27 protein-coding genes are annotated in these 25,843 nt (G+C 33.2%); 24 read left to right on the forward strand and 3 right to left on the reverse strand.

Annotated features, from left to right (window positions below):
- The first annotated feature begins 3 nt into the window (after positions 1 to 3).
- On the forward strand, positions 4 to 1,020 hold the full coding sequence (locus RT99_RS01880; protein ID WP_042563037.1) for a M28 family peptidase: 1,017 nt from the start codon (positions 4 to 6) through the stop codon (positions 1,018 to 1,020).
- Between the two features lie 282 nt (positions 1,021 to 1,302).
- Here RT99_RS01880 and rho read toward each other — a convergent pair whose 3' ends face one another.
- The gene (gene rho, locus RT99_RS01885) at positions 1,303 to 3,135 is read right to left on the reverse strand and encodes a transcription termination factor Rho (protein ID WP_042563038.1); all 1,833 of its coding nucleotides are present in this window, start codon (positions 3,133 to 3,135) and stop codon (positions 1,303 to 1,305) included.
- A 182-nt stretch (positions 3,136 to 3,317) separates the two neighbouring features.
- Here rho and RT99_RS01890 point away from each other — a divergent pair, with 182 nt between their 5' ends.
- The 3 genes from RT99_RS01890 to RT99_RS01900 all read left to right on the forward strand — a co-directional run bounded on the left by RT99_RS01890 (position 3,318) and on the right by RT99_RS01900 (position 5,518).
- A complete protein-coding gene (locus tag RT99_RS01890; protein WP_042563039.1) occupies positions 3,318 to 3,734 on the forward strand; it encodes a DUF4293 domain-containing protein in 417 nt (138 codons plus the stop codon).
- Positions 3,735 to 3,899: 165 nt separating this feature from the next.
- The gene (locus RT99_RS01895) at positions 3,900 to 4,562 is read left to right on the forward strand and encodes a response regulator transcription factor (protein WP_042563040.1); all 663 of its coding nucleotides are present in this window, start codon (positions 3,900 to 3,902) and stop codon (positions 4,560 to 4,562) included.
- A 20-nt stretch (positions 4,563 to 4,582) separates the two neighbouring features.
- A complete protein-coding gene (locus RT99_RS01900) occupies positions 4,583 to 5,518 on the forward strand; it encodes a sensor histidine kinase (protein ID WP_042563041.1) in 936 nt (311 codons plus the stop codon).
- Between the two features lie 30 nt (positions 5,519 to 5,548).
- On the opposite strand, the gene RT99_RS01905 is transcribed toward RT99_RS01900, so the two are convergent.
- Complete coding sequence (locus tag RT99_RS01905) at positions 5,549 to 6,043, reverse strand: metallophosphoesterase (RefSeq protein WP_042563159.1); 495 nt, start codon at positions 6,041 to 6,043, stop codon at positions 5,549 to 5,551.
- 270 nt (positions 6,044 to 6,313) lie between these two features.
- Positions 6,314 to 8,227, reverse strand: a complete 1,914-nt coding sequence (locus RT99_RS01910) for an SPFH domain-containing protein (RefSeq protein ID WP_042563042.1) — start codon at positions 8,225 to 8,227, stop codon at positions 6,314 to 6,316.
- A gap of 440 nt (positions 8,228 to 8,667) precedes the next feature.
- Here RT99_RS01910 and truA point away from each other — a divergent pair, with 440 nt between their 5' ends.
- From truA to RT99_RS02010, 20 genes are all read left to right on the forward strand, one after another.
- Positions 8,668 to 9,402, forward strand: coding sequence for a tRNA pseudouridine(38-40) synthase TruA (gene truA / locus RT99_RS01915; RefSeq protein WP_042563043.1), 735 nt, complete (start codon positions 8,668 to 8,670; stop codon positions 9,400 to 9,402).
- Positions 9,403 to 9,490: 88 nt separating this feature from the next.
- Positions 9,491 to 11,245, forward strand: a complete 1,755-nt coding sequence (locus RT99_RS01920; RefSeq protein WP_042563044.1) for an ABC transporter ATP-binding protein — start codon at positions 9,491 to 9,493, stop codon at positions 11,243 to 11,245.
- A gap of 178 nt (positions 11,246 to 11,423) precedes the next feature.
- Entirely contained in the window at positions 11,424 to 11,723 is a 300-nt protein-coding gene (locus RT99_RS01925) for a ubiquitin-like protein (protein ID WP_242607160.1), read from the forward strand.
- A 440-nt stretch (positions 11,724 to 12,163) separates the two neighbouring features.
- Positions 12,164 to 12,748 carry an NUMOD4 domain-containing protein gene (locus RT99_RS01930; RefSeq protein ID WP_042563045.1) on the forward strand — a complete coding sequence of 195 codons (585 nt, stop codon included), beginning with the start codon at positions 12,164 to 12,166 and terminating at the stop codon, positions 12,746 to 12,748.
- A gap of 409 nt (positions 12,749 to 13,157) precedes the next feature.
- Complete coding sequence (lpdA, locus tag RT99_RS01935; protein WP_042563046.1) at positions 13,158 to 14,546, forward strand: dihydrolipoyl dehydrogenase; 1,389 nt, start codon at positions 13,158 to 13,160, stop codon at positions 14,544 to 14,546.
- 155 nt (positions 14,547 to 14,701) lie between these two features.
- Entirely contained in the window at positions 14,702 to 15,451 is a 750-nt protein-coding gene (locus RT99_RS01940; RefSeq protein ID WP_042563047.1) for a DUF2314 domain-containing protein, read from the forward strand.
- A gap of 563 nt (positions 15,452 to 16,014) precedes the next feature.
- On the forward strand, positions 16,015 to 16,404 hold the full coding sequence (locus RT99_RS01945) for a DUF1801 domain-containing protein (RefSeq protein ID WP_042563048.1): 390 nt from the start codon (positions 16,015 to 16,017) through the stop codon (positions 16,402 to 16,404).
- Positions 16,405 to 16,495: 91 nt separating this feature from the next.
- Positions 16,496 to 17,404: an arginase family protein gene (locus RT99_RS01950; RefSeq protein ID WP_042563049.1), complete on the forward strand. Its 909-nt coding sequence runs from the start codon at positions 16,496 to 16,498 to the stop codon at positions 17,402 to 17,404.
- Positions 17,405 to 17,526: 122 nt separating this feature from the next.
- Positions 17,527 to 18,036: a YgcG family protein gene (locus tag RT99_RS01955; RefSeq protein ID WP_042563050.1), complete on the forward strand. Its 510-nt coding sequence runs from the start codon at positions 17,527 to 17,529 to the stop codon at positions 18,034 to 18,036.
- 208 nt (positions 18,037 to 18,244) lie between these two features.
- Positions 18,245 to 18,889: a suppressor of fused domain protein gene (locus RT99_RS01960; RefSeq protein ID WP_042563161.1), complete on the forward strand. Its 645-nt coding sequence runs from the start codon at positions 18,245 to 18,247 to the stop codon at positions 18,887 to 18,889.
- Positions 18,890 to 19,119: 230 nt separating this feature from the next.
- Complete coding sequence (locus tag RT99_RS01965) at positions 19,120 to 19,794, forward strand: carbonic anhydrase (RefSeq protein WP_052483508.1); 675 nt, start codon at positions 19,120 to 19,122, stop codon at positions 19,792 to 19,794.
- 170 nt (positions 19,795 to 19,964) lie between these two features.
- Positions 19,965 to 20,285 carry a helix-turn-helix transcriptional regulator gene (locus RT99_RS01970; protein ID WP_042563051.1) on the forward strand — a complete coding sequence of 107 codons (321 nt, stop codon included), beginning with the start codon at positions 19,965 to 19,967 and terminating at the stop codon, positions 20,283 to 20,285.
- Positions 20,282 to 20,782, forward strand: a complete 501-nt coding sequence (locus RT99_RS01975) for an SRPBCC domain-containing protein (RefSeq protein WP_042563052.1) — start codon at positions 20,282 to 20,284, stop codon at positions 20,780 to 20,782. Before RT99_RS01970 ends, RT99_RS01975 begins: the two co-directional genes overlap by 4 nt.
- Before the next feature lie 102 nt (positions 20,783 to 20,884).
- The gene (locus RT99_RS01980) at positions 20,885 to 21,424 is read left to right on the forward strand and encodes a GNAT family N-acetyltransferase (protein ID WP_042563053.1); all 540 of its coding nucleotides are present in this window, start codon (positions 20,885 to 20,887) and stop codon (positions 21,422 to 21,424) included.
- Between the two features lie 9 nt (positions 21,425 to 21,433).
- Positions 21,434 to 22,030 carry an NAD(P)H-dependent oxidoreductase gene (locus tag RT99_RS01985; RefSeq protein ID WP_042563054.1) on the forward strand — a complete coding sequence of 199 codons (597 nt, stop codon included), beginning with the start codon at positions 21,434 to 21,436 and terminating at the stop codon, positions 22,028 to 22,030.
- Between the two features lie 115 nt (positions 22,031 to 22,145).
- Entirely contained in the window at positions 22,146 to 22,484 is a 339-nt protein-coding gene (locus RT99_RS01990; RefSeq protein ID WP_042563055.1) for a nuclear transport factor 2 family protein, read from the forward strand.
- Positions 22,485 to 22,835: 351 nt separating this feature from the next.
- Positions 22,836 to 23,324 carry an SRPBCC domain-containing protein gene (locus tag RT99_RS01995; RefSeq protein ID WP_042563056.1) on the forward strand — a complete coding sequence of 163 codons (489 nt, stop codon included), beginning with the start codon at positions 22,836 to 22,838 and terminating at the stop codon, positions 23,322 to 23,324.
- Between the two features lie 263 nt (positions 23,325 to 23,587).
- A complete protein-coding gene (locus tag RT99_RS02000; protein ID WP_042563057.1) occupies positions 23,588 to 24,268 on the forward strand; it encodes an aspartate/glutamate racemase family protein in 681 nt (226 codons plus the stop codon).
- An 84-nt stretch (positions 24,269 to 24,352) separates the two neighbouring features.
- Positions 24,353 to 24,721: a nuclear transport factor 2 family protein gene (locus tag RT99_RS02005; RefSeq protein WP_042563058.1), complete on the forward strand. Its 369-nt coding sequence runs from the start codon at positions 24,353 to 24,355 to the stop codon at positions 24,719 to 24,721.
- 70 nt (positions 24,722 to 24,791) lie between these two features.
- Positions 24,792 to 25,838 (forward strand): serine hydrolase, encoded by a 1,047-nt coding sequence (locus RT99_RS02010; RefSeq protein ID WP_042563059.1) that lies wholly within the window; start codon positions 24,792 to 24,794, stop codon positions 25,836 to 25,838.
- Positions 25,839 to 25,843 lie beyond the last annotated feature (5 nt).

Genomic DNA, 25,843 nt, shown 5'->3' on the forward strand with positions numbered 1-25,843 from the left:
GCAATGAAAAAAATTGTAATTCTATTATTGATTGCCTCAGCATTTTCATGTAAAAATGCGCAGTCTGTTGTATCGAAAGATAACTCAGACCCAACCAAATACGTGAAAGCTATTACCCAAAAAGATTTAAAAAAGATGTTATACGTGGTTGCTTCTGATGAAATGGAAGGTCGTGAAACTGGTTCAAAAGGCCAGAAAAAAGCGGGACTTTACATGATCGAGCAATACAAAAAAAATAATATTTCGTTTCCTAAAGGTGCAAAAGATTATTATCAACCAGTTCCTGCAGCCTTTTTAAATGCACGACGCAATGAGAATTTACCTGATTCTGAAAATATCTGGGCTTATATTGAAGGTTCTGAAAAACCGGATGAAGTTTTAGTGATTTCAGCTCATTATGACCACGTTGGAATTAAAGATGGCGAAGTTTATAACGGTGCCGATGATGACGGTTCCGGAACTGTTGCCGTAATGGAAATGGCAAAGGCATTTGCAAAAGCAAAAAAAGACGGACACGGACCAAAACGTTCTATTTTATTCCTGCATGTAACGGGTGAAGAACACGGTTTGCACGGTTCTCGTTACTATTCTGAAAATCCATTGTTTCCAATCGCCAACACTATTACAGACATTAACATTGATATGATTGGCCGTCGCGATGTTGAGCATGCAAATACAAATAATTATGTTTACGTAATTGGTGCCGACAGATTATCAACAGACTTACATAATATTGTAGTTGCCCAAAATGAAAAATTTACTAAAGTTGATTTAGATTTTAAATTTAATGATCCTAAAGATCCAAATCATTTCTACGAGCGTTCTGATCATTACAACTTTGCAAAACATGGTATTCCGGCAGTTTTCTTCTTTAACGGAGTTCACGAAGATTACCACGGAAAAGGTGACGAACCAGAAAAAATTGAATACGACGCTTTAACCAAAAGAACACAATTAGCGTTTGTTGTTGCCTGGGAATTGGCAAATAGAGAAAACAGACCGGTAGTGGATAAGAAATAGTTTTTTTAAAGTCGCTAAGATTCTGAGATGCTAAGGTTCTAAGTTTTTTATAGACTAAAGTCTAGCTTTGTCATTTCGACGGAGGAGAAATCACATCCGGAGAGCGACGTACTGTATGTCTTCACTTTATGTGATCTCTCCTCCGTCGAAATGACACAAACGTTGAACATAAAGCAAAACAAAAAGGGATGAGTTTTAAAAACTCATCCCTTTTTTTATATTTATAGATTCCAAAAAAGAAACCTCAGAACCTTAGTCCCTCAGTAACTTAGAACCTTCCTCCTAATCATTCATAGAAATCAAAAACTCTTCATTATTCTTCGTTTTCTTGAAGCGTTCGTTTACAAAATCCATAGATTCTACAGGGTTCATATCTGATAGATATTTACGCATGATCCACATTCTTTGTAATGTTTTTTCGTCTAATAATAAATCGTCGCGACGTGTGCTTGAAGATGTAAGATCGATGGCAGGGAAAATACGTTTGTTAGCGATTTTACGATCTAATTGAAGCTCCATGTTACCGGTACCTTTAAATTCTTCGAAGATCACCTCATCCATTTTAGAACCTGTTTCAGTTAATGCAGTTGCGATGATACTTAACGAACCACCGTTTTCTACATTTCTTGCAGCTCCAAAGAAACGTTTTGGTTTTTGTAATGCATTGGCATCCACACCTCCACTTAAAACTTTACCAGAAGCCGGCTGAACTGTATTATAAGCTCTTGCCAAACGTGTAATCGAATCTAAAAGAATCACTACATCGTGTCCGCATTCTACCAAACGTTTTGCTTTTTCAAGTACAATGTTGGCAATTTTTACGTGTTCTTGCGGTTCTCTGTCAAAAGTTGACGCGATAACTTCACCACGAACACTTCTTTGCATATCTGTAACCTCCTCAGGACGCTCATCAATCAAAAGTACGATTAGATAAACTTCAGGATGATTGGCTGCAATCGCATTGGCAATGTCTTTTAACAACATTGTTTTACCGGTTTTCGGTTGTGCGACTATCATACCACGCTGTCCTTTTCCTATTGGAGAAAATAAATCTATAATACGGGTTGAAACTGAACTGCCTTTTTCGGCTAATTTGAATTTTTCTGAAGGAAAAACTGGTGTCAGGTGTTCGAAAGAAACTCTGTCGCGAACTACCTGCGGATCGTGACCATTGATTTTCAGTACACGAACAAGAGGGAAAAATTTCTCGCCTTCTTTAGGAGGACGAACTACTCCTTTTACAGTATCTCCGGTTTTAAGACCGAATAATCTAATTTGTGAAGTCGATAAATAAATATCATCCGGAGAGGCTAAATAATTATAATCTGATGAACGTAAGAATCCGTATCCGTCCGGCATCATTTCAAGTACACCTTCACTTTCAATAATTCCGTCAAATTCAAAATCTGAATCCCTGAAATTACTTTTTTTATTTTTATGATTTGGGTTTTGATTCTGGTTTCCGTTATTTCCGTTTCCATTCCCATTTTGATTCTGATTTGGGTTTTGATTAGGATTCGGATTCTGGTTAGGATTTTGCTTTTTAAGCTGATTCGGATTTATCTTTTTTACCGGAGTAATTCCTTCTGCTTTTTCAGCAACAGTAGCTGCATCAATATTTTCATTTTCGGCAGCTTCTTCAGAACCTACTTCTTTTACAGCTTCTTTTTCCTTTTGTAAAGCAACTTTTTTCTCGTAAGCTGATTTATTAAATTTTACGATTTTTGGTCCCTTTTTTTCTACTTCTCCTTCTCCATTTTCAGCAGTTTCTTCAACTTCCGGAGTTTCCTGAACCTTTTGATTTTGTTTTGAAATTGCAGGAGCCTTAACCTTTTCAGGAGCTTCCTCTACTTTATCAAATTCAAGAATAGGAGCGTTTTTGCTAATTGCTGCTTTTTTTACAGGAACAATTCTGGCTCTTTTGGGTTTGTCATCAGCTACTTCTGCTTCAGCAACAGCAGATACAGGCGGCGCTACAGTCGCTTCTTGATGTGCTAAAATCTGACTAATTAAAGTCTCTTTTTTAACACCATTAAACTTTATAGTTTTAGCTAACTTAGCTATTTCTTGAAGCTCAGAAAGCTTCATTTCTTTTAATGCAGAAATATCAAACATGAATATTCTATGAATTTAATTATTTTAAAGGAAATACTGTAAAAAGATAGGTAGATAATTGTTTTCAATTGACCGCAGTATGAAGTGCTTACGGTATTATGATGCAATAATACGAATAAAATTTAATCATACAATAGTATTTTAAAAAAAGAAAATATATTTTTGTAAAACAATTATTGATCATGATACAACGAATTCAAACCGTATATTTAATTCTTACCTTTTTAGTAACAGGAGTGCTGATGTTTTTTATTCCGCTTTGGACATTAAATACCGGAAAAGCATTTTATTTTATGCAGGACCAAGTTTATACTATTTTATTAGGTTTAAGCACAATGCTTACGATTATTAGTATTATTTCATACAAAAAAAGACAAAATCAGTTTGTAATGGGCAGACTGAACATAATATTAAATTTAATTTTATTAGGATTATTTGTATACCGATCACTAAATTTATCTGGAGAGACAGTTAACGCTGTTTCAGAGAAAGGTATTGGGATGTTTCTTCCTATTGTTGCTATCGTATTATTAGTGTTAGCTAATAAGGCCATCAAGAAAGACGAAGATCTCGTAAAATCTGTAGATCGTTTGAGGTAAACCTATAAACTTTATTTATGTGCGAAGAGAACCCGAATTTTATATTCGGGTTTTTTTGTGCCTGAAATTTTCTTCAATTTTAATAAGACTTTCAAAAACAAAGAATTAAAAACTATTTTGTAAGATAAATTTCATAAATTTGATGTTTTGAGATTCAAATCAATCATGACACATAAAACAAGGATACATCTTGCTGATGATCATCAAGTACTTATCGATGGACTTACTAATTTATTGCGCACTGTTTCTGACTTTGAGGTTGTAGGTAATTCATTAGACGGAATGTCTATTTATGAAGATGTTATAAAAAACAATACCGACATCTTATTACTCGACATTAGTATGCCTAAAAAGGATGGAATCGAAGTTTTAAAAGAGTTTAATGAAAAAGGATTTCCCTGCAAAGTAATTATTCTTTCGAGTTATGATGATTTAAAAATCGTAAAAGAAGTAATGAAATTAGGCGCTAAAGGATATCTGACTAAGAAAAGTGCCGGAGAAAACATTATCGAAGCAATCGAAGCTGTAAATAAAGATGAAGAATATTTTGACAAACATATAAGGGAAAAAATCTTCACTAATTTTACTCAAAATAATCCTAAATTAAACAAACCTGCTTTTAGTGAAAATCAGTTTTTGAGCGAACGAGAAATTGAAATTATCACTTTAATATCTCTAGAATATAGCGCAAAAGAAATAAGCGAAGAGTTATTCATTAGTGTCAACACAGTCGAAACCCATCGAAAGAATATAATGAAAAAGCTAAAAACCAAAAACGTTATTGGAGTGGTAAAATATGCCCTTAAAAATAATTTAATAAATCCATAGTCTTTACTAACTGATAATCTATGTTTACTTTTAGAATATTTATTTTATTTATTTTTTTATCCGCATTCAGCAGTGCTTCGGTATTTAATCAATATGATGTATCTTCAAAAGTAAATGGTTCTAAGGAACCTAAAAAGGAAATCAATTCTGACAATTCAATAGTGAAAAAAGAACAGTTTCTGGAACTTGAAAAATCTACAAATAAAAAAATAGTGAGTTTCTACATTGTACTCACTATAGTGTTAATGGTTTTGTTATATTTTGTTTATCAGAATGACAAATTAAAACGAAAGAATAAACAAAAAGATATTCAGCAAAAAATACAGCTTAACATTATCAACGCCGGAATAGACGGGCAAGAGAATGAAAGAAAGAAAATTGCATCGTTTTTACATGATAATATCAATTCTCTATTGTCTTCAGTTGGTTTGCATTTAAATACTTTTACGGTTCAAAATGCTATAAAATCAGAAGAACTTCTTAAAGCAAAAACCATTCTTGAAGAAGCTCACGATCGTTTACGAGACATGTCACACGATTTAATCCCAACTCTTTTGGTTCGTTTTGGCTTAGTTTATGCCTTAGAGGATTTATGTGAAAAAAATTCAAATTCTGGTCTTCTGTTTAAATTCACAAGTTCTGTACCTACAACAAAAAGATACAATGAGAAATTTGAAATTAAATTATATTTTATTGTAAGCGAATTATTTAGCAACATTATAAAACATAGTGCTGCTAAAAATGCCCAAATCTCATTGCACGAAAAACAAAATCGGTTGATTATTATTATTCATGATGACGGGAAAGGTTTTAATGCCGAAAAACTCCATCAGGAAGGTTTTGGACTGAACAGAATCAGAGCAAGAATTAAAAAACTAAAGGGTAGTTTTAATATTATTTCCAGAGCGAATGAAAGCACAGGAACTTCAATAAAAATAAAAGTACCAACTTCATAACCTTACTTCTTTCTTCTTTCTTCTAGCTTCTTACTTCTTACCTATTTCTATAATTTCAAGATCTTTTATTTTATCATCATCAATTACGAATCGCAGCATGGTTCGCATTTGGTGAAATCCACTTTTTCCTGCAGCACCGGGATTCATGTGCAATAAATTATTCTTTTTATCAAACATCACTTTTAAAATATGTGAATGTCCACAAATGAATAATTTAGGTGGATTTGCCGTCATTTCTTCCCTGATAGCTGGATTATATTTCCCCGGATAACCACCAATATGTGTAATCCAGACAGAAACATTTTCACATAAAAATCTATTGTGTAATGGAAATTCCAATCTTGCTTTTGCATCATCTATATTACCATAAACACAACGTAATGGTTTTAGTTTTTTTATGGTGTCTGTAACATACAAATCTCCAATATCTCCGGCGTGCCAAACTTCATCGGCCAGAGCCACATATTTTAAAATAGTATCGTCAATATGACTGTGAGTATCGGAAAGGAGGAGGATTTTTTTCATTTTTTTAAGGGGCAAAGGCTCAGAGTTGCAAAGGTACAAAGGTTTTTTTGTAGAGGCGCACTGCAGTGCGTCTTTTGTATCATTTTCATTTATTATAAACATAAAAAATCCGATTTGCTTTCGCAAATCGGATTTCTTAAACTTGATGTTAGACGCACTGCTGTGCGTCTCTACGAATAATCGAATTTATCCTGATGTTAAACCTGACAGGTTTTAAAAACCTGTCAGGTCTGTTGAATGTCAAATACTATTTGCATTTTACAATAACTACTATTTCTTCGGATTTTTACCATCTTTCGAATCTTTGGTGTCCATCATTTCCATTAATTTTAATCCTAACAAACCACTTATAGAACCATCAGATCCACCGTTTCCTGAAATTAAAACATCTGGTATTACTTTGATATTTCCTTTACCAATCTCTTCGGTAACTTTATATCTTGTAAAGTTGTCACCCCCCATTGCACTAACCTGAAGTTGGTATGATTCTGCCGTAGATTTACCAATTGCCATAATTTTCTCGGCTTCGGCCAAACCTGTTTTTGAAATTCTTTCTGCTTCGGCACTTGCGTTCAGTTTCGTTGCCTCGGCCTGTGCTCCCGCTCTTGCTTTTGTAGCTTCGGCTTCTGCATTTGCACGCATTTTTGTGGCTTCCGCTTCTGCGTTTACATTTAATTTTAAACTTGTCGCGTCTCCTTCTGCTTTCTTTACAGTTGCATCTGCAGTTCTTTGTGCAATTTCAACACTTTGCGAAGCACGAACAATTTCTTTTTGCATATCCGCAATAGCCGTTTCTTTTTCCATTCCCTGACGCTGTTCCTGTGCCATTCTTTGTGTTTGATAGGTTTTTTGCTCTTCTTCGGCTAATTTTCTATCGGTCAACGTTTTCATCAATGAATCTGGCGGAACAATATCTCCAATCAAAGTATCAACAGCATTTACATTGTATTCGTCAAGAACTAATTTAATATGATTTTTAGCTGATTCCTGACGCTCTTTTCTGGTTGACAAAAACGAAATCACATCGCTATCCTGAGCCGAGTTTCTAAAATAGTTACCAATCGTAGGTTCTAAAACCTGAGAAACCAAGTTGTTCATACTTCCAAAACGGGCAATTACTTTTGGTGCTTCGGCTGCCGGAACGTGAATAATTTGTGCCACATCCAAATTAAACGGGAAACCATCTTTTGAACGAACGGTAATCGTAGAAAGATTTTTATCTAAATCGTGTGATTCGCTTCTTGCATTTGCCCAGTTTAAAACCAAGTTTGTTGTTGGAACTGCTTCTAATTTAGTTGTGTATTTGTTCAACGCATATTTTCCGGGACCAAGAGGCTCCATCCAAACTCCGCGTTGTCCTTTTGAAACGATATTTCCGTGTTTAAAAGTATCTCCGGTAACATCTTGTCCGTCTTCTCCAATATACGAAATCACAACTCCCACATACCCAATTGGCACATCTGTCATTGGGTTTTGTTCGATTAAAATTCCCCACGTATTAATATAGTAAGATCCGGCTAACATAACCTGAGGCTGTAAACCACGATTACCACCAGTATCTAAAAACTTGTCAAAATCCTGAAAGTTATTATGCCCCTCAACAAATTTACCTGCAATTTGTCCTTGCGGAATCGGTTCTCCGTCAAGTGCCGTTACGATACCAATCATATTCTCGTAAATCTTGATTTGATCTGCAATTACAATTTCGAATAGAAATGTATTAATACGATACGAACCTGTTGTAATAAAAGCGGTCTGACGTCCTTTTTGTCCGCCATTGTCTAAGAAATAAGTAGCGTCCTGAAAGTTATCGCTATCTACTTTTCGGGCTAAGATTCGTCCAGTTGGAATTTCCTTTCCGTCTTTACTCAAAACCAATCCAATTTTACCTTCAGGAATAACCGTAAATCCGGTCATGTCTATTGAATACTGCCAGATCCACATTCCCCAATATAAACCTGGAGCAAGCGTTTTTGCCTGATAACCCGCTTCGCCTTTTGTTGCAATGATACGACCATCCGGAAGCGATTTATCGGCACCAAACAAAACGAATTTTTTGGTAACTAAACCAATTTTATCCTCGGGAACCATTACCATTCCGAAGAAAACACGTAAAATAAATTTGTAAAAAAGAATGGAGAATAAGATTAAAATTATCCACCAATAAGAAGTAATTTCATTCATAGTTTTTGATTATTTAGGATGCAAACATAGGCGAAATACTTCCTGTTAAAATGAAATATTTTAAAAATTAACTTTTGCAGATTTTTTAAATAAATGTTAAAAAATACTTTCAATTAAATCGTTGGAATTGTCAATTTCTGACACGATTTTTTGCTGTGTAAACTATGATTGGTATTTTGGACGTTAACAGTTTTTTGGGGAGGTTCTAAGATTCTGAGGTGCTAAGGTTCTAAGTTTCTCTTTTGGAGTTTTTACAAAGAGTCATTTTTAATATTTTTCATTAGACCAACCGTTGCAGTTTTTATATCTTTTCATACATTGTGTTAGACGCACTGCTGTGCGTCTCTACGAAAAAAACTTAGAACCTTGGCAACTTAGTCTCTTAGCAACTTAAAAAAATCCTTTGTACCTTTGCACCTCAGAACCTTTGAACCTTTACCTTGAGATATTTTATTCAATTTGCTTATAACGGAACACATTATCACGGCTGGCAATTTCAGCCGAATGCCTCTTCTGTTCAGGAAACTTTAAATAAGGCTTTTTCTGTTTTGCTGAATGCTCCTATAAATATTATGGGTGCCGGAAGAACAGATACTGGCGTTCATGCAACTGAAATGTATGGTCATTTTGATTTTGATGCTCCAATTGATACTCAAAATTTGGTACATAAACTCAATTCTTATTTACCGAAAGACATTGCCCTTTTTGATATTATTTTGGTTCATGATGATGCGCATTGCCGATTTGACGCCAGAAAAAGAACCTATGAATATCATATCAATACTGTTAAAAATCCGTTTTTGGAGGAATTGAGTTGGTATTTTAACCAAAAATTAGATGTAGCTTTGATGAATAAAGCTGCAAAGATTTTACTAAATCATACCGATTTTCAGTGTTTTTCTAAAGTAAATACAGATGTAAATACTTTTGATTGCACGATTTTTGAGGCATATTGGAAACAGGAAAACAACAAACTGGTTTTTACGATTTCGGCCAATCGTTTTTTACGAAATATGGTTCGCGCTATTGTAGGAACTTTAATAAATGTTGGTCTGCATAAAATTTCTTTGTCTGATGTCGAAAGTATTATTGCCAGTAAAAGCAGAGAAAAAGCTGGATTTTCAGTTCCGGCACATGGTTTATATTTAACCAAAATTGATTACGATTATTTATAGCTGTAGGCTATAGGCTTTAAGCAGTAAGCTTTTAGCACTTTATTAAAGCCTACCGCCTAAAGCTTATAGCTTAAAGCAACAAAAAAAAATGAAAGCAAAAGCATTTGATACCGGATTATTCAAACGGATTTTAAAATATACAAAACCTTATAAATGGCGTTATTACGGCGTTATTATTTTTGCAATTTCACTGTCGATTTTTGCGGCACTTCGCCCCTATTTATTAAAGCAAACGGTTGACGGCTATATTAAAACTCAGGATAAACAAGGTTTATTGATGTATATTGTTTTAATGGGCGTTGTCCTTTTATGTGAAGTTTTCTCTCAGTTTTATTTTGTGTATTGGGCTAACTGGCTGGGGCAGGATATTGTAAAAGATATTCGAACAAAACTCTTCAAACATATTTTAAGTTTTAGAATGAAGTATTTTGATTTGGTTCCGGTTGGACAATTGGTAACCAGATCAGTATCTGATATTGAATCGATTGCACGTATTTTCAGTCAGGGACTTTTCATGATTATAAGTGATTTGATGAAAATGCTGGTAGTTTTGATTTTTATGTTTTACATGAATTGGGAACTAACCTGGATTGTGGTTATTGCAATGCCAATTCTGGTTTACATTACCCGAATTTTTCAGCGCAAAATGCAGGTTGCCTTTGAAGAAGTTCGTACGCAAATCGCAAACATGAACTCATTTGTACAGGAACGCGTTACGGGAATGAAAATCGTTCAGCTTTTTAATCGTGAAAAAATTGAAGCCGAAAACTTCAAAGAAATAAACAATAAACATCGTGTTGCATGGATAAAAACAATTTTATACAACTCGATATTTTTTCCTATTGCTGATATTATTTCTTCGATTACTTTGGGATTGGTTGTGGTTTATGGCGGATTTAAAATTTTAAACGGAGATCATTTTACAACTTTCGGAGATTTATTTTCTTATACAATGTTCATTGGAATGTTGTTTAACCCTTTACGTCAAATTGCGGATAAATTTAATGAGATGCAATTAGGAATGATTGCGGCCAATCGCGTTTTTGATATTATTGACACACAGGATCATATTCAGGACACAGGTACTCTTGAAGCGCCAATTTTTAATGGAAGTATCGAATTTGCAGCAGTTCGTTTTAGTTATATTCCCGAAGAAGAAGTTATTAAAGGTATTGATTTATCTGTCGCTGCCGGACAAACAGTTGCGATTGTTGGTTCGACCGGAGCCGGAAAATCGACAATTATTAATTTATTGAATCGCTTTTACGAAATAAACAGCGGAACGATTTTTATTGACGGTCATAATATTGAGAATTATACTCTGGCTTCTTTACGAAAACAAATTGCCGTCGTTCTACAAGATGTGTTTTTATTTGCTGATACTATATACAATAATATTACTTTACACAATCCGGAAATTACGCGCGAAAAAGTTCTGGACGCAGCCAAAAAAATTGGTGTACATGATTTCATTATGAGCTTGCCCGATAATTATGATTTTGATGTAAAAGAGCGTGGTGTTATGCTTTCATCCGGGCAACGTCAGTTAATTGCTTTTTTACGTTCGTATGTGAGCAATCCAAGTATTTTGATTTTGGATGAAGCTACTTCTTCTATCGATAGCTATTCTGAAGAATTAATCCAGCGTGCTACAGAAACGATTACAAAAGGCAGAACCTCTATCATTATCGCGCACCGATTGGCTACAATTGTAAACGCAGATAAAATTGTGGTAATGGATAAAGGATTAATTGTAGAACAGGGAACACATCAGGAATTACTCAATAAAACCGATGGTTACTACAAAAATCTTTATGATTCGCAATTTTCAGTGGCTAATTAGCCTGACGAAATTACCTATATTCTTAACTCTCAAAATCGTACAAACATTTAAATGCTAAAAATACGATTACTCATTATATTTATGGAAAAATGAATTTTACATAACTCAACAATACTATTTGTTTCTTACAAATAAATAAGTAAGTTTGAGGAATAAATATCATTTTAAAAAAAATACCATGAGAAAAAAATTACTTATTACCGTTTTATTTTTAGCCTTTTCGGTTAATGCATTCTCCATGCAAATTTTCATAAAAACTTTGACTGGAAAGGTCATAACAATTGAGGCTGAATGTTCAGATACTATTGATAACATTAAGCAAAAAGTATTTGAGAAAGAAGGAATTCCGGTCGAGTGCCAAAGGTTAATATTTGCAGGAAAACAACTTGAAGATGGTAGGACATTATGTGATTATAACATTCAAAAAGAAAGTACCATACATATGGTTATAAGTAATCCATGTCCTAATTCTAATTAATCTTTCCTAAAAAAAGGTGACGATGTAGTTAAATACTTTTTTAAAACTGGATTTTAATATACTTATTATTCGGTTTCACATTCACTAAAGAAAACAAAAAACATTACTCTAAAAGTGTAAGTTTAAAAATAATGGGGTTTAACTTTTAATTTAAAGTTGAAACCCATTATTTTTAAACATAGTTAAAAACCGGATCAAAACTTGATTACTGAACAAGAAACATATCAGGAATTACTCAATAAACCCGATGGTCCCTACAAAAATCTTTATGATTCGCAATTCTCGGTAGCAAACTAGGATTTGTAATGCTAAAAAAATTCTTAAAAAAGTTAAAATAGCGTTATAGGAATCATAAATGTAATATCTGATGGAAATTATGTAACTGCATTGGTTTTTGATTTTTTTATATTTGAGAATATATAAATCAAATGTAAAAGAATATGCCACAAAACAGATTTTATCCAGACGAACAGTTTAAAGAAATAGAAATAAACGCCTCATTACAACTTCGATATGCCATTTCAAACAGAGGACGTCTAATCAGTTTTTCTGACGAAATAGAAAACGGAAGAATCTTAAAAGGAGGATTAAGCGATGGCTATCCAACTTTTAGATTTAAGATTAAAAAAGACGATAAAATTGTCAACAAGTACCTGTTTTTATACAAATTAGTTGCTCAATATTTTATTCCAAAACAATCAGAAGATCAAACGTATGTTTTACATCTTGATTACAACAGAAGTAATGATGATGTGAAAAATTTGCGCTGGGCAACAAAAGCCGAAATGATGGCACACAGCCGTAAAAGTCCGCGTGTTATTCAGGCAAAAAAGAACCTGATCGAACACAATCTAAAAGCCGACGGAAGAAAATTAACCACCACAAAAGTGATGTTAATTAAAAAAATACTTGCCAGACCAGAACAAAAAACACGCCTTAAAATGATCGCAAAACAATTCGGCGTAAGCGAAATGCAAATACGACGTATTGCGAGTGGAGAAAATTGGGGACACGTGAAGGTTTAATTATTAATTGTGAATTATTAATTAATTGTCACTCTGAGCGGAGTCGAAGAGCTTTCCAAATTACAAGGGCTTCGACTCCGCTCAGCCTGACATCGATTTAAGATTTCACTCTAAACAAAGTCGAAGAGCTTTTCAATACGAAAGCTCTTCGACTTTGTTTATTTCAGGAAACACATACTTTGAGTTTTAGCTTATCAATCTCGATTTTCAATTCATAATTCATAATTTACAATTAACAATTATACCGTTCTCTGTGAAAAAGGTCAAAATCAGTATGTCTAAAAATAAAATTTAAAGGCTATTTTAAAATAAATCCTTAAATTCGCAATCACAAATAACAAGAGAAATCGAAAAATGAGTTTCGGAATTATAAACTTCATTTTCGGTAGTAATACTAAAAACAAAAAAAATGAAATACGACGTTATTGTTTTAGGAAGTGGTCCTGGCGGATATGTAACAGCAATTAGAGCTTCACAATTGGGCTTTAAAGTAGCTGTAGTTGAAAAAGAAAGCCTTGGTGGTGTATGTTTAAACTGGGGATGTATCCCAACAAAAGCATTATTAAAATCAGCTCAGGTTTTTGATTACTTAAAACACGCTTCTGATTACGGATTAAAAGTCTCTGAATTCGATAAAGATTTTCCTGCAGTGGTTCAACGTAGCCGTAGTGTTGCTGACGGAATGAGTAAAGGAGTTCAATTTTTGATGAAAAAAAATAAAATTGACGTTATCGAAGGTTTCGGAAAACTAAAACCAGGTAAAAAACTTGACGTTACAGATAAAGACAATAAAGTAACTGAATATAGCGCTGATCACATCATCATCGCAACCGGAGCTCGCTCTCGTGAGTTACCAAACTTACCACAAGACGGTGTAAAAGTAATTGGTTACCGTCAGGCAATGACATTACCAACGCAGCCAAAATCTATGATTATTGTAGGTTCAGGAGCAATTGGAGTTGAATTTGCTCACTTTTACAACTCAATGGGAACTGATGTAACTATTGTAGAATTTATGCCAAACATTGTACCAGTTGAAGACGAAGACATTTCGAAACAAATGGAGCGTTCAATGAAAAAAGCTGGTGTAAAAATCATGACGAATTCATCTGTAGAGAAAATTGATACTACAGGAACTGGTGTAAAAGCAACTGTAAAAACAGCAAAAGGAGAAGAAATTCTTGAAGCTGATATCGTACTTTCGGCAGTTGGAATCAAAACAAACATTGAAAATATTGGTTTAGAAGAAGTTGGAATCGCTGTTGACAGAGATAAAATCCTTGTAAACGCTTACAACGCAACTAATATTCCAGGATACTACGCAATTGGAGACGTTACTCCGGGTCAGGCTTTGGCTCACGTAGCTTCTGCAGAAGGAATTAACTGTGTAGAAAAAATTGCTGGTTTACACGTAGACCCAATCGATTACGGAAACGTACCGGGTTGTACTTACGCAACTCCTGAAATCGCTTCTGTAGGTTTGACTGAAAAACAAGCTAAAGAAAAAGGATACGAATTAAAAATTGGTAAATTCCCATTCTCAGCTTCAGGAAAAGCAAAAGCGGCTGGTGCTGCAGACGGATTTGTAAAAGTAATCTTCGATGCAAAATACGGAGAATGGTTAGGATGTCACATGATTGGTGCCGGAGTTACAGATATGATTGCTGAGGCAGTTGTAGCTCGTAAACTGGAAACTACAGGTCATGAAATCCTTAAATCTATTCACCCTCACCCTACAATGAGTGAGGCAGTTATGGAAGCTGTTGCAGATGCTTACGGCGAAGTAATTCACTTGTAATATTAAACCGTTTTACGGTTATATATAATTTTCAATTTAAAAATCCGATTTGTGAAAACAAGTCGGATTTTTTATTGTTAAAATCCAGACCATTTATACAAATTATTTTATCTTGTAGTTAAAATAGATTTACAACTAAAATTCTAAATTATATTATGGAAGAAACACCAGTATTCTTTGCCGATGGAGAAAACCCAAAAATGATCGAAGCCTTTAAAAAAGCACAAGAAACCTTTAAATATTTCTGGAGAGAACTCTCTTGGGAATATCGCCGAATAGTGCCGGGACTTGATGTTGCCTGCGTAAAATTGGCCTTCACACAAGAAATAGATAATGAAACTGTAGTCGAACACATGTGGATTAACGATATCAACTTTGATGGCGAAAAAATATACGGCATTTTAGTCAACGATCCCAATGAGCTAACCAATGTAGAGAACGGAGATGAAGTCGAAATTCCGATAAATCAAATTAGCGATTGGTTATTTGCAACCCGCGGAAAAACATATGGAGGTTTTACGATACAAGCCATGCGATCTGAAATGAGTGAAACCGAAAGAGCAGAACATGATGAAGCCTGGGGTATGGATTTTGGCGATTATGATGACATTCTAGTTGCTTTTGAGCAAAAGGAAAAACCTGAAAACCTAATAGAACACCCTATGAGTATAAACATGAAAGAAAGTCTTTTAGAGTTTATAAAAAATAATCCAAATGAAGTAATCAGCAAAGATGAGCTGGGATATACTTTTTTACACCGCGAAACAATTGCAGGAAATAGTACTTCGGTTGAAGTTTTAATAGAGTCCGGAGCCGATATTAATGCAAAAACTATCCATGGCAAAACCCCATTAGATTTTGCAAAGCAACTCAACTGGCAGCATTTAATTCCACTTTTATCATAACTTTAAAATCCGATTTGCGAAACAAGTCGGATTTTTTATTAAAAACGTATTAAGAAATCTAAAAATATCAGAATCTACAAACTTAGTAATTCAGAATCTTAGAATCTTTATGATGGCGTGTCCCTCCGGGTCGGGCTATTCACTACAAGTCCTCGCACTTCCTTCGTCAGGCTGTGGGCTTTTCGTTGCTATCCCTCACGCAAACCCGTTTTCATAAAACATTTATTTTCAATTGTTTTTTATAATAAAATTTGATTATTTTAGCTTGTGTATTAAAATCATAAACAACTGTAAATTAATCAAATAAACAACATATTGAGAAGGTGTAATCCCTACGGGATAATTATATATGGAAATATGATTTTGCTACCAATATGTAAATCCTAACGATTATCTCAAATTGATTTATTATTTTTTTGTTTTTTGTTTTATTTTAAACAGGCAAATCTTCAATATATATGACTGATTATTTATAATTGATTAATTTATTATTTTAAAAAAAATCTTCAACATATATCTCGGAGAGATTACATATTGGTAGTAGAAACCAGAATCAATTAACCATGAACACAACCATACAGGATTACAATAATTCGCAAAATAGTTCAGACAAGGAAATCTGCAATCAATTAGCAAATATTATCGATAAAAATTTACCCGATGCCGAAAACAAAATCTGGCATGCGCATCCGGTTTGGTTTCTTGACGGAAATCCAATTGTGGGATACAGCAAATTAAAAGATTCTGTTCGTTTACTTTTCTGGAGTGGTCAATCTTTTGACGAAGAAAAACTATCAAACGAAGGTTCTTTTAAAGCAGCAGAATTTCGCTATACCTCATCGGAACAAATTATTGAAGAAGATGTAAAACGCTGGCTCGAAAAAGCAAGAGAAATTCAATGGGATTATAAAAATTTAGTCAAGCGTAAAGGAGTTTTGATACGGCTAAAATAAAAAAAGCCTGTCATTTTTATTTAGAATTTCAATTCAATCAAGCGATACAAAAGCATATATTTTAATAACTTTATAACCAAATTGCAAAGTTATGAGAGAAATATATATTGTCGAATTCCCATCAAATTTAGGCTTAAAAGAACCTCACCCAGGAAAAGAACCCGGTGTAAAACGTTTGCCAGATTGGTTTCAAAGACATAATTTGCATAAAATACTCGATCCTGAAAATACCCTTAGACTCGATCCTCCAAAATATAACAATACAAAAGATTCTGAAACGCAAATTCTAAACGCAAATTCATTAATAGAATACGCTCGTGAACAAGCTTATCTCGTAAATAATCTACTCACCCGAAATAAATTTCCTTTTATACTTGGCGGTGATTGCAGCATTCTTTTAGGGTCTGCAATTGCATTGAAACAAAAAGGCAATTATGCTCTATTTTATCTTGACGGACATACTGATTTTATGGATATTTCCTTATCAGAAACCGGTGGCGTTGGCGGAATGGCCGCATCTATTGTAACAGGAAACGGACATGAAAAACTAACTAATATTTTAAACTTATCACCTTATATAAAAGAAGAAAACCTTTGGTGCGTAGGCAACCGAGAATATGACGATGAATATGAAAATGAAATACGAAATTCGTCTGCAACTTATATTAGCCTAAAAGATTTGCGAGAAAAAGGAATTTCAAATTGTACGGCAGCATTTCTTTCAGAAGTTGAAAACAAGAATCTGGATGGCTTTTGGCTTCATATAGATGTGGATGTTCTCAATGATACTATCATGCCTTGTGTTGACAGCCGCACGCCGGATGGTTTAACTTATGATGAGTTTAATGAACTTACCTCCTATTTATTTCAAAGTAAAAAACTTTGCGGACTCGAAATAACCATTCTGGATCCTGATTTAGATACCACCGGAAAATACACCAAAGATTTTGTAGATAATATTACACATACCTTCAACTTGTCTCAAAAAAACCAATTCTAAATACAAATTTGTTTGCCATTAATTGTTCATCTGAAATATTAACGCTTTAGTATAAAATTACTGAATATTTTATAACAATAAAGTGGTAATTTTGCGGCACCAAATCTAAATCTTAGCCTAAGATGAAAAAAATAATACTCCTTGTTACAATTGCATTGCTGTTGCCCGCCAGCTTTTTTGCCCAAACAAAAAAAGAAGCACAATCGAGTTCAGAAACACAAAACATTTTTGCAAAATCATACGATAACGTTAATGATTTTGAGAAAATATTAACTCCAGCTCAAATAACTGCTTTAAACACCACTCTTAAAACATTTGAGAAAAGGAGACTTTATAAATTTATCATTGTAACTACTTCTTCTATAAAACCTTATACAGATTTATATGAGTATTCTCAAAATTTAGATAAATACCTCAACAGTAGCTTAAAAATGCAGCCTACAATTTTAATACTTTTGAGTAAAGAATTAAGACAGATTCAAATTTTAGGAGAAGATTCTATACGCTACAAACTAAGTGACGATCAGACAAAAGAAATAATTAGCAGTTTTGCCGTACCGGAATTTAAAAAAGGAGATTATTATAAAGGTTTGGAAAGCGCTGTAAGTGAATTAATAAAAAAGCTGGAATAATATTCTAATCTTTTAATCAAATATCAAATCCGATTTGCGAGAGCAAGTCGGATTTTTTTTACCTATTATTTCAGGAATCCCATCCTTTATATGATAAAATTTACATTTCAAAAATGACAAAATAATCACAGTAAAATCAAATAAAAAATTATATTTTTTATTTCAAAAAACTATATATTGTCATTCATTAATGATAAAACAGATAGGCATGACATTAGAAGAGTACAAAAAAGAATTTTCAGATGACGACGCTGTTGGGTGGTTATCAATAGATAAAGAATTTGAAACTCTTTATCCTGGTCAGGAACCAAAACATTTTGCTCCCGCAATCAGCTATATGCTTGGAGGAGAACATCCGCTTGACGGAGTAAGTTTTTATGAAAGCAAAAAACAAACTGATCACTATCATTTTGTAACTTATGGTTTCTCTGAATTATATTATAACGAAGAAAAATTAGACAGCGAGTTTAGCAAATGGGGATTTGAAATTACGTTTAGGCTCAAGCCGTTTGAAGAAGATAATGGAAATCCAAGCTGGGTAATTGCGTTGCTGCAAAATATTGCCAAATATGTATTTGACAGTGGTAATTGGTTTGAAGAATATCATTATATGCCTGCAAATGGCCCTATAAGACTAGATACAGAAACTGATATTACTGCATTGTTATTTGTATCAGATCCTGAAATTCCAAAAAAGCAAACACCGCATGGTGAGGTTTCATTTTTACAAATAGTCGGAATAACTTCTGCAGAATATGAAAACTTAAAAGAACATCCGGAAAAAGTGGAAGAATTAGTTGCCAAATTAAAAGAAAACAATCCTTTACTGATTACTGATCTAACCAGAAAGTAATTCAATCCTTAAAATAAGTCAAATCCTGTTTGTTAAACAAACAGGATTTTTTTATATTATTTAATCATCTTATGTTATTTGAGATTAAATTATCCTTCAGATTAAAAACATTTAACTAGAAAAAACAGTTAAATAATATTCAAAAGATATTGTGGCTTTATTATAAAAATTATCTTTGCTAAATAAATTTTAACAAGTATTGTATTTCAAATTATAAAGCAAAAGAAAAAATGAAAACAAAAATTTTAGCACTGGCCTTTCTTGTACTTTCGATAGCAGGATGCAAGAAAAATGATCTAAACACTGAATCTATTGAAAGTAACAAAAATTTAGAACCTTTAGAAAGATTAACTCAGGGAAATCAAAGATTTTTAGACGAAAAATCAATTCATCCACATCAAAACAAACAATCTGTTTTAGATAATCAAGATGGGCAAAAGCCATTTGCGGTTGTTGTAACTTGTTCAGACAGCAGAGTTTCGCCAGAAATTGTATTTGATCAGGGAATTGGAGACTTATTTGTTATAAGAAATGCAGGAAATCTAATTTCTGATATTGATATGGGCAGTATTGAATATGCCATAGAACATCTGGACACAAAAATGGTTGTTATATTAGGTCATACAGAATGTGGAGCAATTAAGGCTTATATTAATGACAAAGATGGTGCATATAAAAAGCACTTTAATCACATTGATAATATTGTAGAAACTATTTCTCAGGAAAATGAAGAAATTGAGGCTGATAAAACAAAACCTAAGGCAACTAATTATCTTGGAGCAATTGATGCCAATATCAAACATTCGACAAAATTGATACAGGATAATCCAATTGTAAAAGAACATAATATTAAAATTGTATCAATGCGATATGATGTTCATACGGGAAAAGTTTCTCAATTGTAAAAAGTACATCGTTAATAAATCTGCCGAAAAACCTAAATAATAGTGTTACTTTATTTAAGTTTTTCGGCTATTTTATTTATCAAAATGAAAAAAGTTATAAAATACTTTCTCGAAACCAAAAGGTTGCTTATATTTGCAACCTAATGATTGCGTAATTAAATTCCTTTTCCATGAAACGAGATATATTCCAGGCCATTGCCGACCCGACACGCAGAGCTATTTTAGTTTTAGTTACTAGTCAGGCTCTTACTCCAAATGCAATTGCAGAACAATTTGACACTACGAGGCAGGCGGTTTCTAAACATATTAAAATTCTTAATGAATGTGAATTATTAGAACAGCACAAAGCTGGAAGAGAAATTTATTACCAATTAAAAATTGACAAAATGAAAGAAATTGATAAATGGCTCGAACAATTTAAAGAACATTGGGAAAACCGTTTTAATCAATTAGATCAAGTATTAATTAATCTAAAATCTTTAAAAAAATGAAATCAAATCTTTTAATGAACTTTTCTGTAGATAAGGAAAATAGCACGGTTAATGTAAAACGAGAATTTAATGCGCCAATTTCTGATGTTTGGTCTGCATGGACAGAACCTGAAATTCTGGATCAATGGTGGGCTCCTGCCCCATGGAAATCCAGAACTAAAAAAATGAATTTTAAAGAAGGCGGACAAAGATTATATGCCATGGTTGGACCTGAAGGTGAAGAGCATTGGGCTTTGGCAGATTTTACTTCGATAACGTCTAAAACAAATTTTAAATATCTGGATGCATTTTGCGATAGCGAAGGTAATTTAAATGTAGATTTTCCACGTTCTGACTGGGATGTAAGTTTTGATGAGCAAAATGGCTCAACCTTTGTTAATATTGCTATCAAACATGAAAACCTTTCAGATTTAGAAAAAATCATCGAAATGGGCTTCAAAGAAGGATTTACAATCGCAATGGAAGGGTTGGATAAAATATTCGAAGCCAAAAAATAACAAGGAAAAACAATCACTTTTATTTGTATTTTCGTTTTAAATAATAGCGCCTAAATTTGAATTCAAAATTAGGCGCTATTTTAATAACTAATCTAAAACCAAATGCATCTAAATAGTAATAGAATCTGTATTCGAAATTTAAAAGATTCAGATTTAAATGATTTCTTTTCCTACCGATCAAATCCGGAAATTACCAAATATCAAGGTTTTGACATCATGACAATCGGGCAATGCAAAGATTTTATAGATTCTCAAAAAGATATGCAATTTGGCAAAGCCGGCGAATGGGTTCAATACGCAATAGAAGATCTCGAAACTAACAGATTAATTGGCGATTGCGCTATTAAACTCGACGATTATGATGTTAGAATTGCTCAGATCGGAATTACAATTTCCCATGAATTTCAACAAAAAGGATATGCAAAAGAAACGATGAAAACGATTCTGGATTTTCTTTTTTCTATTGAAGATTTTCATCGTGTTGTAGAAATTGTAGATGCTGAAAATAAAGCTTCGATACAACTTCTGGAAAGTTTAGGTTTTAAAAAAGAAGGTCATTTTGTCGAAAATATTTTCTTTAAAGGAAAATGGGGAAGCGAATTTCAATACGCCATGCTAAAATCAGAATACAATAACAAATGAAAATCAACTATGAATATTCTAATTGTTTACAGCCATCCAAGTGAAAAATCATATACATTTCAGATTCTGCAAAAACTGAAAAAGGAAATAAACAAGCAAAACTGGAATCTCCAAATTTCTGATTTATATGCTATGAATTTTCAAAGCGATATGTCGGCAGAAGAATATGAAAGAGAAGGATTTGCAAAAACCAATCTTCCCATTTCTGCTGATGTTTTAGCAGAACAGGATAAAATTGAAAAGGCAGATTGTATTATTTTCCTATATCCGGTTTGGTGGAGCGATTGTCCGGCAAAATTAAAAGGCTGGTTCGACCGCGTATACTCGGTTGGATATGCTTACGGACAAAATGAAACTTCAAAAAAAATGAAAGCAATTCCGCTTGGACTTGTGATTTGTACCGCCGGACATCCAAATGAATTTCTTGAAGAAATAAATATGGCGCAAAGTATGCAAACAATAATGCTCGACGATCGTTTAGGAAAAAGATTCGAAAACAAAGAAATGGTAATTTTGGGCGGAACTCTTGAATTGGAAAAAGTTATGGAAAAACATTTTTTGCAAATTGAAGATGTTGTGAAGAGAATTAAACAAATTGTGATTTAACCGCAAAGATCTTTTTTTGTCATTTCGATCCCGAAGCTTCGGGATCGAAATGATAAGATTGAGATAAACACTAGACAATCTAAATCTGAACTCTAAAATCTAAAATCATATTTAAATGACAATACAAGAAATCATCGACCTGCAAATGTTAGCTTTTAACAACAGAGATATAAAAAGCATGATAGCTTTATATGCAGACAATACCAAAATTTACAATTTTTCAGATCATTCGTTAGCTATAAACAGCAAAAAAGAATGCGAAGAAATGTTTATCAAACTATTTGAACAATCTCCTGATTTGAATGCTGAAATTATAAAAACCATCTTTTTTAATAATAAAGCTATTGTTCATGAATATGTTTCAGGAAGAAGTGGCAGCAATGAAAAAAAAGAGCAAGTGGTTATTTTTGAAATTGAAGGTCAAAAAATAAGCAGAATGGATATTATAAGATAGTAAACTTTATTTCTTATAAAACAAAACCTCTAATCTAGCCCCGATGGGAGCGGTATCCTTTTTCCTGCTTCTTTAGCAGGAAAAAGATAAAGCGGACAGCGGGACGAGTGGTTCTGATGAAAATGATATTTCTGCTCCTGAAAAATTAAATTTAAATTCCAAAATTTAAATTCCAAATTCCAAAAATCTACAATCTACAATCTACAATCTACAATCTACAATCTACAATCTGAACTCTAAAATCTAAAATTACAATCTGTCTTAAATCGCCCTTTAACTTGTCTCATAACAACCCTAAGTTATTGATTTTTAGAAAGTATATTTGTTATATAACTTTCTAAACTACACAAAATGAGTGCACAAGATTTTACCACAAGCATAATAGTAGATCAATCTCCCGAAGAAGTTTTTAATGCCGTTACCAACGTTCGCGGATGGTGGTCTGAACAAATTGAGGGAAATGCAGCGAAACAAAATGATGAATTTAACTATCATTATGAAGATATTCATCGCTGTAAAGTCAAATTGACTGAAGTGATTCCGAACCAGAAAATTGTCTGGCTAATAGAAGATAATTATTTTAAGTTTACAGAAGATGAAACGGAGTGGACGAATACAAAACCAACTTTTGAAATTTCAGCAAAAGACGGTAAAACACAGCTTCGTTTTACCCATTTTGGTTTGGTTCCGGATTATGAATGTTTTGACATTTGCAGAGATTCCTGGACAAATTACATTCAGAATAGTTTAAAAAAATTAATTACTACAGGAAAAGGCGAGCCAAATGGCAAAGACAAACCCCGAACAGAGAATGAAAGAAAACTGAGTGCAAATATCTAATAATAAACCAACTAAAAAATATCAGATCAACATTAAATGTCGTAGAGAAGTATGATATTTTTTATATATACTAATGATTTTTACCGCAGAGAACGCTAAGTTTTTATCTAATAGTATTTTTAGAAAACACAGAGTTCGCAAAGCTAAATGAATACAAAGCTTTGCGAACTCTGTGTTTTTTTATAAACCTAATAACAAAAAGAATTTAAAAATTAGGCGTTGCTATCGGTAAAATCAAGCCTGAAGATCTATAACTTTACTAAATGAAAAAAGTTGGACTTGTAGGCGGAATCAGTTGGGTTTCGACAATTGATTATTACAAATTAATAAATGAAGGCGTAAACAAAAAACTGGGCGGATTGCAATTTGCAGAATGCCTGATTTATTCTTTGAATTTTGGCGATATTCAGGGAAAAACCTGGGCAAACTCGTATGAACTTTTACTAAATGCCTGCTTAAGTTTACAAAAAAGCGGTGTTGATGCCATTGTACTTTGTGCCAATACAGCACACATCTATGCCGATCAAATTGAAAAAGAAATTAAATTACCATTAATTCATATTGGAACTGAAACGGCAAAAGCTATAACAAAAGAAAAAATTACTACAGTTGGGCTTTTAGGAACTTCATTTTCTATGGAAATGGATTTTTATAAAGACCGTCTAAAAAGCTTTGGCCTAAATGTACTTATACCGGAAAAACAAGAGACGAGAGATTATATACAACATGTTCTGAAAGAAGAATTAGGAAGAGGAATTATAAATCCTGATTCTAAACAAAACTATATTAAAATAGCCAACGAACTCATTGCTCGTGGCGCAGAAGGTGTTATTCTGGGCTGTACCGAAATTCCTTTATTAATAGACCAATCTCATTTTTCGGTTCCTGTTTTTGATACTACAAAAATACATTCTGAAGCTATTGTGAACTTTATTATATCGTAAATTAAGAGGCTAATAAATCTACCTCTTTTTATAATTCAAAAAGGTTAATTTCATAACTTAGTTAGCTTTTTAAATTGACAAGTCATGACTAAGAAATATATTGCACGGGAGTTTTTAAAACTCGCTGCAAAAGGGCATTCCCACGAAGCATTCCGACTTTATGTTGGCAAAAATTTTAAACATCACAACGCCTATTTCAAAGGCAATGCCGATACTTTAATGCTGGCAATGGAAGAATCTGCCAGAACAAACCCAAATAAGATTTTTACAATTCATCATATTTTACGAGATGAAAATCTGGTTGCGGTACATTCGCATGTCAAACAAAATTCATCAGATTTAGGCGCGGCGGTTGTTCATATTTTTAGATTTGAATCGGATAAAATAGTCGAACTTTGGGATTTAGGACAGCCTATTCCAAAAGAAACGATTAACGAAAACGGAATGTTCTAGCTTTTTCTATTTTTTTACACAGATTTAACTCAAAACTCATAATTCATAATTAATAACTCCTAACTTCAAAATGAACTCTATTTCCAGAATTTTATCTTTATTATTTTTCGCTTTTTTACTTTCCAACTGCAATTCGTTTGCACAAAAAAAAGATGATTATTCTACTAAAATAGACAGTTTCATTAAAGTTGCTGACCCCAAGTTTAATGGTGTAATTCTTATTTCTAAAAATGGAAAAACGTTGTACAATAAAGCACATGGTTTTACTAATTTTGAAACTAAAAAACCTATAACGATCAACAGCCAATTCGAAATTATGTCGAACAGCAAACTAATTGCTGCCGTTTTGGTTTTATTAGAAGTTGAGAAAGGAAAAATTAATTTACAGGATCCAATCAAAAAATACCTTCCTGAACTTACCAAAAGCTGGGCAGATTCTGTTACGGTTCATCAACTTTTAAATCATACACACGGAATTGTGGATATCAATAAACCTCTGGAATTTAAACCCGGAACTAATTTTCATTACGGAAATACAAGCTACAGTCTTCTTGGTCAGATTGTTGAGCATACTTCGAATAAAAGTTACAGCGAAGTGGTCAATGCACTTTTCAAAAAACTTCAAATGAAGAATACTTTTGCTTATAATCCAGACAAAATTCAAAATCTGACTACTGGATACATCAATAATAAAAACACATACGAATCTGTCAAAAAAACACTTATAACACCTGAAAATTTAGGTGCAGATGGAATTATTTCGACGGTAAACGATTTAGCAATCTGGAACAATAATCTTCATAAAGGAAAAATTCTAAAACCAGAATCCTATCAATTGCTCATAAAACCGACTGCACAATCACAACATAATTTCTTCGGAAAAGAAAAAGAAGGTTACGGTTACAGCATTCGAATTATCGAAAAAGAATCTGTAAAATATATTGGACATACGGGACTTGGCGATGGATTTTCTTCTGTAAATTTGTATTTTCCGGAAAGTGATGTGAGTCTGATCGTTATGGAAAACCAGATGAATGAAAGTTCAGATTTGTTTTATGCTTCTGAATTTAAGATCAAAAACATATTACTTAAAAGCGATTTATTGCGTCAAAAATAAAACGT

Origin of the sequence: Flavobacterium sp. MEB061, from assembly GCF_000834715.1 — a bacterium.
Classification (GTDB): Bacteria; Bacteroidota; Bacteroidia; order Flavobacteriales; family Flavobacteriaceae; genus Flavobacterium; species Flavobacterium pectinovorum.